Source organism: Paraburkholderia humisilvae (genome assembly GCF_902859855.1).
Classification (GTDB): domain Bacteria; phylum Pseudomonadota; class Gammaproteobacteria; order Burkholderiales; family Burkholderiaceae; genus Paraburkholderia; species Paraburkholderia humisilvae.
The window spans coordinates 1-7472 of sequence record NZ_CADIKH010000143.1 but is presented as its reverse complement, the minus strand read 5'-3'; the positions used below and the strand labels follow the sequence as shown (position 1 = coordinate 7472).

3 protein-coding genes and 1 pseudogene are annotated in these 7472 nt (G+C 62.1%); 2 read left to right on the top strand and 2 right to left on the bottom strand.

Annotated elements, in window-relative coordinates:
- Positions 1 to 720 precede the first annotated feature (720 nt).
- The gene (locus HV796_RS39355) at positions 721 to 3696 is read right to left on the bottom strand and encodes a Tn3 family transposase (protein ID WP_175233171.1); all 2976 of its coding nucleotides are present in this window, start codon (positions 3694 to 3696) and stop codon (positions 721 to 723) included.
- A 150-nt stretch (positions 3697 to 3846) separates the two neighbouring features.
- On the opposite strand from HV796_RS39355, the gene HV796_RS39350 reads away from it, so the two are divergent.
- A complete protein-coding gene (locus HV796_RS39350) occupies positions 3847 to 5553 on the top strand; it encodes a site-specific integrase (RefSeq protein ID WP_175233170.1) in 1707 nt (568 codons plus the stop codon).
- A 147-nt stretch (positions 5554 to 5700) separates the two neighbouring features.
- Positions 5701 to 6227, top strand: a pseudogene (locus HV796_RS39345) (IS110 family transposase).
- A gap of 332 nt (positions 6228 to 6559) precedes the next feature.
- Here HV796_RS39345 and HV796_RS39340 read toward each other — a convergent pair.
- Positions 6560 to 7393 (bottom strand): IS5 family transposase, encoded by an 834-nt coding sequence (locus HV796_RS39340; RefSeq protein ID WP_175233169.1) that lies wholly within the window; start codon positions 7391 to 7393, stop codon positions 6560 to 6562.
- Positions 7394 to 7472 lie beyond the last annotated feature (79 nt).

The following is a 7472-nucleotide window of genomic DNA, read 5'->3' as shown; positions in this document are numbered from 1 at the left end:
CGGCTGCTGGGGCATGAACTGCGACGGCTGCTGGGCCATAAAATGCGACGGCTGCTGGGGCATGAACTGTACCTGAGGCGGAAATGCCACAGTGTGTCCACCAGAAACGTGCGCGGCGTCAAGAGGATTTAGCGAAGGCCGCCCTATCGCGTGAGCGAGTTGTTCTGCTTGATTCCACCCACGGTCCCTCAAGCCCTGAAGGACAGTACTTTGGAATTTCGGTTGACGGCCTTGCAAATGTGCCGCTACTTGCTCATATGACATTCCGCTGTTCATAACGTGTTCAGGCCACTCCCGCGCTTTTAGCCGGGGCATTTGCGAAAAAGCCTGCGATTGTCCGAGATGCGGCTGACCAACGGCTGTAGAAGGCGCGTTCATCCTTGGAATTCCCCGAAACTGCTCGTTCGGCCACCCTTGACGCCCACCGGGTGATCTCGACGGACCGTGGGAAGCTTCTTCCGTATTGGACATAGACGGGTTGTTCGACAAAGCGGCCGGATATCCGCCTCTATTACCTTCGCCAATTCTCGACATAGTTTGTTTCCTTTGGTGATCGCCAACAACGACGGATGTAACAATTGGCCTCAACATGGTGATGCGATGTGTATGCCTTTCCTCACACTAACTCGTGACCATATAAATACGGAATCCAGTGACGAAATATGCGCGCTCTATGCGAACGCTTTCGCGTGCTGGATGACGCGCTTACAATTGATCTGGCTATCGCCCGGGCGCATCCGATAATGATCCCATCGCGCGGAATTTTCCCGGCTGCAGTTTCTGGCTGTGCCGCCACACGTAGTCGCCCGTCAGGTTGATGTGCTCCCAGCCAAGCGGCGACAGATACGGTAGCAGGCGCGGATCGGCCTTCGCACCGTGCACGGCGATCGCCTCTACAGCCCGTTCCAGATATACGGTGTTCCATAGCACAATGGCGGCGGTGACCAAGGTCAAGCCGCTGGCCCGATAGCGCTGCGCCTCGAAGCTGCGATCGCGGATCTCGCCGAGCCGGTAGAAGAAGACGGCGCGGGCCAGTGCATTGCGCGCTTCGCCCTTGTTCAGGCCGACATGCACTCGACGCCGCAGCTCCACGTGCTGAAGCCAGTCGAGGATGAACAGCGTGCGCTCGATGCGGCCGATCTCACGCAGGGCCACGGCAAGGCCATTCTGCCGCGGATAGCTGCCGAGCTTGCGCAGCATCAGCGACGCCGTGACCGTGCCCTGCCGGATCGAGGTGGCCAGACGCAGGACCTCGTCCCAGCTGCGGCGGATGCGCTTCTCGTTGTAGGTGTCGCCGATCATCGAAGCCAGCGCCGGATAGTCCTTCGCGCTGCCCGGCACGTACAGTTTCATGTCGTCAAGATCGCGGATGCGCGGCGCGAACCGGAAGCCGAGCAGATGCATCAGCGCAAACACGTGATCGGTAAAGCCGTTCGTATCGGTGTAGTGTTCCTCGATGCGCAGGTCCGACTCGTGATACAGCAACCCGTCGAGCACATACGTCGAATCGCGTACGCCGACATTGACGAGATTCGCATGAAATGGCGCGTACTGGTCAGAGATATGCGTGTAAAACATCCGTCCGGGCTCGGCGCCGTACTTCGGGTTGATGTGCCCGGTGCTCTCGGCGCGGCCGCCGGCGCGAAAGCGCTGTCCGTCAGACGACGATGTACTGCCGTCGCCCCAATGAACGGCAAACGGGTGCTCGGACTGTGCATTGACAAGTTCGGCCAGCGCCTGCGAATACGTTTCGTCACGGATGTGCCACGCCTGCAGCCATGACAGCTTCGCGTACGTGGTGCCGGGGCAGGACTCGGCCATTTTCGTGAGCCCGAGGTTAATCGCGTCGGCGAGAATCGTGGTGAGCAGCAGCGTCTTGTCCTTCGCGGCCTCGCCGGTCTTAAGGTGCGAGAAGTGGCGCGTGAAGCCGGTCCACGCATCGACCTCCATCAGCAGTTCGGTGATCTTCACGCGCGGCAGCAGCAGCGACGTCTGGTCGATCAGCGTCTGTGCCATGTCGGGCACGACCGTGTCGAGCGGCGTGATCTTCAGGCCCGATTCCGTGACGATCGCGTCGGGTAAGCCGTTGGCCGCCGCAAGCGCGTTGACGGTTGCCAGCCGCTGCTCCAGCAGCTCACGCCGTTCATTCAGGTAGCGATCGCAGTCCGTAATGACGGGCAGTGGCAGTGCGTTGACCTCCCTGATTGCCTCGAAGTCCTGCGCCGGCAGAAGATAGTCGTCGAAGTAGCGGAACTGACGTGAACCCTGAACCCAGATGTCGCCGGCGCGTAACGCGTTCTTCAGCTCGGCCAGCGCACATAGCTCGTAGTAACGCCGGTCGATACCGCTTTCGGTCAGTACCAGCGGTTTCCACCGTGGCTTGACGAACGCGGTTGGCGCATCCGCCGGCATCTTGCGCACGCCGTCGTTGTCCATGGTCCTGATCGTCTCGATGGCCTCCAGCACCTCGGTCGCCGCCGGCGCCGCGCGCAGATTCAGGATGTCGAGGAAAGCCGGCACGTAGCGGCGCAGCGTCGCATAGTGGTCGCCGATCTGGTACAGGAAATCGAACGCTTCCGGCTGGGCGAGCTGCTCGGCCTCACCGACGCTCTTCGTGAACGCCTCCCACGACATGACCGATTCAATGGCGCTGAATGCATCGCCACCGTCCTGCCGTGCCTGAAGCAATGCCCGGCCCAGTTTCCCAAACAGTCTCACCTTGTCGTTGATGGCTTTGCCCGATCGGTGAAACTGCTGCTGATGCTTTTTCTTGGCGGCATTGAAGAGCCGCCCCATGATGCGGTCGTGCAGGTCGACGATTTCGTCGGTAACTGTTGCCGTCGCTTCGAGCACGATGGCAACCAGTGTCGCATGGCGCCGTTGTGTTTCGAACTTCGCCAGGTCGTTTGGCGTCATCTGCGCGCCTTCGCGCGCAATCTTGAGCAACCGGTTCCGGTGCACCTTCCGGTCAAGGCCTGCGGGAAGCTCGATCGCGTGCAGGATTTTCAGGCGATCGATATGCTGCAGCATCTGCCGAGAACTGGCCTTGCCCGGTGGCAACCGCAGCCAGGCGAGCCATGTCATGCGGCCGACGTCGCGACGTCGGAGCAACTGGTCGAGTCTTTTCCGGTGATCATCCGACAGCGAATCGGTCAGGACATCGTGAATCCGGCGTGTCGCTCGCGTGAGCGCTTCGGCGCAGATGCGCTCGATCACGTTCGGACCCGGCAACAGGATGGCGTGCCGGCGCAGGTAGTCGAGCAGCGCCTGTGCGAGCACCAGGCCCTTGTCGGTCTGCATCGCGAGATCAACAAGCGCCTGTACCGCCGGGCGATAGTCGGCGACGGTAAGCTGGCGCACCTGAAGTGCCGCCTGCAGCTCGAGCAGATGTTCGCGGCGCGTCTGGTCCCGCTGCGCGTACGAGTCCCAGTGTGTCACCGCGATATCGAGCTGTCCGGCAACGAACTGCAGCAATGCGAGCGCTGGCGTTTCACCATGACTCAGGGCAATGCCCGGATGTCTCATGCAGCAGAGCTGGACCGCAAATCCTAGGCGGTTAGCCGGGCCGCGGTGCTGCCCAATCAGCGACAGGTCCGCTTCGCTGAACGTGTAGTAGCGGATGAGATCATCGTGGCTGTCCGGAAACGAAAACAGGCTGGCTCTCTCGGTCGGCGAAAGGACGGTTCGACGGGGCATATTGGGCTCGACGGGGACGGGGTTGGTGCGATGACCAGGCGCAGCACCGATTCCCCCCGACTGGCGGATCAGAAAAACGGCAGTGTAATACGTCCATTGCCATAATCCTTCTTATCGCAACAAGAGCTTTTATGCCTTAAACTCAGGATCATGAAAACGCGTCAGTCTTCGGTGCCAGCGAGCAATCCAGGGCCGTCGTCGCCTACGTTCCCCGGTGGCGACCAGCTCGCGGCGCTGCGGGGCTGGTATGCGGGCCTGTCGTCGCGGGCGGCAATCGACCGCTATCTGTCACATGGTCGGGCGCCCGGCCAGTCCGCGCGCGGCATCATCAGTGGCATCCGCCAGCAGCTGATCGCATTCGCCTGTCAGCGGCAGCGCGCCGATGTCGTCGAACTCCTCCAGCATTCCGTCAGTGAGAGGATCGCCCGCGCGAACGCCGTTACGCACGCGATCGAGGTCCTGCGGTCGCTGCCCGTGCCGCAGCCGCAGATTGGCGATGACATCGGTTTGTGGTTTGTGCCCCGTGCGGCGCGTGTGCTTCGCGCGCATGGAATTACGACCCTCGCGGACCTGACCGTGCGCGTGCCGCGCCGGCGTCGCTGGTGGAGCACGGTGCCCGGACTCGGCCAAACCAGCGCCCGGCAGATCGAGGCGTTCTTTGCCGCCCATCCGCAACTGACGGAGCGCGCTCGCGCGCTGATTGCCGTCACCGCGCCGGGCATCGTCGTTCCATGGGAGCAGTTGAGGGTGCCGCACGAGGTAGATGGCTCGCACGGCAGCTTCCGGGCGCCCCGGCGGGCCTGCGCGCTCGACGCAAACAACGACTACGATGCGGTTCACGCGTGGCTCGCGTTGCACGAAACTCCCGCCACGCAGCGCGCCTACCGCAAGGAGGCCGAGCGCGTGATCCTGTGGTCCATCGTCGAGCGCGGACGGGCGCTCTCGTCCCTCACGACTGAAGACGCGATCGCGTATCGGAGCTTTCTGCGCCATCCAACACCGCGTGAACGGTGGATCGGGCCGCCGCGGCCGCGTAATGCGCCCGACTGGCGCCCGTTCTCCGGCGACCTGTCGGCACGCTCGACCGCCTATGCCCTCTCAGTGCTGGGCGCGCTGTTTCGCTGGCTGATCGAGCAGCGCTACGTGCTCACCAACCCCTTTGCCGGAATCAAGGTGCGCGGCAAAACACGCGTCGCGCCACTCGACACGTCGCGCGGTTTCACCGAAGGCGAATGGGGGCTGGTTCGCACGATCGCCAACGGGCTGGAATGGTCTTACGGCTGGGAAGCCCCCGCCGCGCAACGACTGCGCTTTCTGCTCGACTTCTCCTACGCGACCGGTCTGCGTGCGAGCGAACTCGTCGGCGCGAGGCTTGGCGACATCCGTACCGATGAGCTCGGTGCCCACTGGCTCAATCTTGTGGGCAAGGGTGGCAAGCCCGGCAAGGTCGCCGTGCCGCCCCTCGCGCGCGCGGCGCTCGAACAGTATCTTGTCCAGAGAGGTTTGCCCGTAACACCGCAGCGCTGGGATCCGAAAGCCCCGTTACTGGCAAGCTTCGACGGGGAAAACACAACGGGCATTACCCGTTCCCGACTGTGGTTTGTGATGCGCCGTTTTTTTAGGCTGGCCGCCGATGTCATCGGCACCGATCACCCTGTACTGGCTGAAAAACTGCGTCGCGCCAGTCCTCACTGGACACGCCATACCCACGCCACCCATGCGCTCGCCCGTGGCGCGGAACTCACGACGGTGCGGGACAACCTGCGCCACGCGTCGATCGCAACGACCTCGATCTACCTTCAGAGCGACGAGGTCAAACGCTCCCGGCAGATGGATGACGCGTTTGCTATGCCATAGCCCATGGGCTTTCCGGCGGGGGCGTCCCTAGCCTAGAGAATGAAAGGGACTTCCCCGTCCCGAGGCTGCGGCGGAAGCCGCGAGTCGGCATCGACGTGCCATGATGAAGTTTCGAGCGTTCATCAACGCCAGCGAGAGGGGAAGTCCATGCCTATTGTCACTGTCGGAATCGATCTTGCCAAGAATGTATTCGCCATTCATGGTGTAGATGAAGCAGGTAAAGCGATGCTGATCAAGCCGCGTGTGCCGCGCGATCAGTTGCTGACATTGATTGCGCAGTTGCCAGCGCGCCTCATCGGCATGGAAGCGTGCTCCGGCGCGCATCATTGGGCTCGCGTGTTTCAGCAGCACGGCCATACCGTCAAGCTCATGGCGCCCAACCTTGTGGCGCCTTATCGCATGTCCGGCAAGCGCGGCAAGAACGACGCGCGCGGCTGGGCAGCATTACGAAAGCCGGCGACGCTTATCTGCGCGGGTTGCTGGTCAACGGCGCCCGCGCCGTTATTGCCAGTCTCGGCGAGAAACAGGATCGCTTCAGCCGGTGGGTCCGAACCCTGGTCGAGCGCCGTGGCTACTGGCGGGCCGCCATCGCGATAGCTGCAAAGAACGCGAGACTGGCGTGGGCCTCGCTGAAGTATGGCGATGACTTCAGGCTCCAGTACGTGGCGGACTAACTTCGATCCGGGCCTGTCGATCAACCGGCAACGAGACGGGAGCGCACACATCATGAGCACGTAGAAACGATCACTTTGCACTGCCAGCGGTGATGTGAAGCGGGTTGGACCCGCGCGGCGCGTGCCTGACTAACACGGCGGGGATATCCATTCCCGGCTAGAGAATGAGGCATCTGCGCGCGTCTTTCATCAGGGTCCGGGCCATTGGCCCAACATGACCGGTTGTAGAACTGCAGTCCTTCACCTTCTCACATGCACCCGCACGGCATTGCAGCATGTATCACAGCGAACTTCGATTGAGCTTGAGCTCAACGGGGAGCCCTTGTAGCGTGTTAGGCACTTTGGATAATAGGCACGGCATGGACGAGCATGAGCATGGCGAATACGACGAAGTGCAAGCCTGCCAGGGTTTCGGGCAGGCGCTCGTCCCCCAAGGGGACTTCCTTCGGGGCGTAATCGCGAGCCAGCCGCCGGAAGCGGTTAAGCCAGCCGAAGCTGCGTTCAACCACCCAGCGACGGGGCAACAGCACGAAACCTTTCTTCGCCTCGGGCAGTTTGATGACCTGCAATTCCATGCCTTCGTCGCGCGCAGCCTGTGCAGCGGTATTGCCCGTATAGCCCTGGTCGGCAAAGGCGAGTTTCACCGTCTGACCCGTGACGTGCTGAACCTGACGCGCCAGCTCGCCCACCTGCGCGCGCTCCTGTTCGTTGGCGGGCGTGATGTGTACCGCGAGCAGCAGGCCCAGCGTGTCAACGGCCATATGGACTTTGCTGCCTCGTTTGCGTTTGTGACCGTCATAGCCTGCGCGCGGTCCGCTTTCGCACGTGGACTGCAACGTGCGGCCATCAAGAATCACCGCACTGGGCTGGCCCTGGCGCTCCTGTGCCACACGCAGCACCGAGCGCAAATCGTTGACCATCGCCTCGAAGCAACCCGCATTGAGCCAGCGCTGCGTTTGTTGATAAACCAACTCCCATGGTGGGAAGTTGGTGGGCAGCATGCGCCACGATGCTCCGGCACGCGCCATCCAGCGCAGTGCATTGAACATTTCGCGAAGTTCGTATCGGCGCTGCGGCGCTTCTTCGCTCATCAGCGCCAGGTACGGAGCGGCGAAGCTCCATTCTTCGTCCGATACGTCCGTTGGGTAGGGTTTGCGTTCTGGCATTGCGCCAGGTTACCAGGTTTGACACAAAGTGCCTAACACGCTCTAGCGTGCTTTATTTTCCGTTTTCTGAAGCCACCCC

Bases quoted from the DNA above. Each gene is read 5' to 3' on its own strand.
- HV796_RS39355 (WP_175233171.1), bottom strand. From the start codon at position 3,696: ATGCCCCGTCGAACCGTCCTTTCGCCGACCGAGAGAGCCAGCCTGTTT.
- HV796_RS39350 (WP_175233170.1), top strand. From the start codon at position 3,847: ATGAAAACGCGTCAGTCTTCGGTGCCAGCGAGCAATCCAGGGCCGTCG.
- HV796_RS39340 (WP_175233169.1), bottom strand. From the start codon at position 7,393: ATGCCAGAACGCAAACCCTACCCAACGGACGTATCGGACGAAGAATGG.